Source organism: Micromonospora sp. M51, assembly GCF_018070305.1.
Taxonomy (GTDB): Bacteria; Actinomycetota; Actinomycetes; order Mycobacteriales; family Micromonosporaceae; genus Micromonospora; species Micromonospora parva.
In genome coordinates, this window is record NZ_JAGPXZ010001504.1 from 1 (window position 1) to 462 (window position 462).

The 462-nt window shown below is 71.4% G+C and carries 1 protein-coding gene; it reads left to right on the forward strand.

Annotated elements, in window-relative coordinates; genetic code table 11:
- A partial coding sequence (locus tag KBX53_RS35675; protein ID WP_369010031.1) for an alpha/beta fold hydrolase occupies positions 1-322 on the forward strand: 322 nt, incomplete at its 5' end.
- Positions 323-462 lie beyond the last annotated feature (140 nt).

A 462-nucleotide genomic window follows, 5' to 3' on the forward strand; every position in this document is an offset into this window, starting at 1 on the left:
CGACGGCCGCCGCCGGCGGCGCCCCGCCCCGGACCTCGCCCGGCAGCTCCGGGATGCCATGGACTCCCTCGACCTGATGCCCGCCTACGGCGACGTCCGCTGCCCGCTGCTGCTCGTTCTCGCCACCGAGGACCTGCCCGAACAACAGCCGTTCCACGACCTGTACGAGGCGTATCGCAAGGTCACCGCCGAACGGCTTGCCGCTGTGGACAACCCGTCTCTGCGGGTGTGGCACCTCGCCGGCGCCAGCCACGCGATGGTCGCCGAACGCCCACAGGAGCTCGCTACCCTCATCACCGACTTCCTCAGCCCTCACAACTGAGGGTGACCCGCAGGAGGCCGCCTCCTGGCGAAGGTCGGACCCGCCCGCGGTCATGAGGGCCAGGGGAGAGACCGAGGTTCGGCGCACCGTCGAGACGGCGTGGCGGATGGAACCCGGGCACCACCGAGTCCGTCTACGCG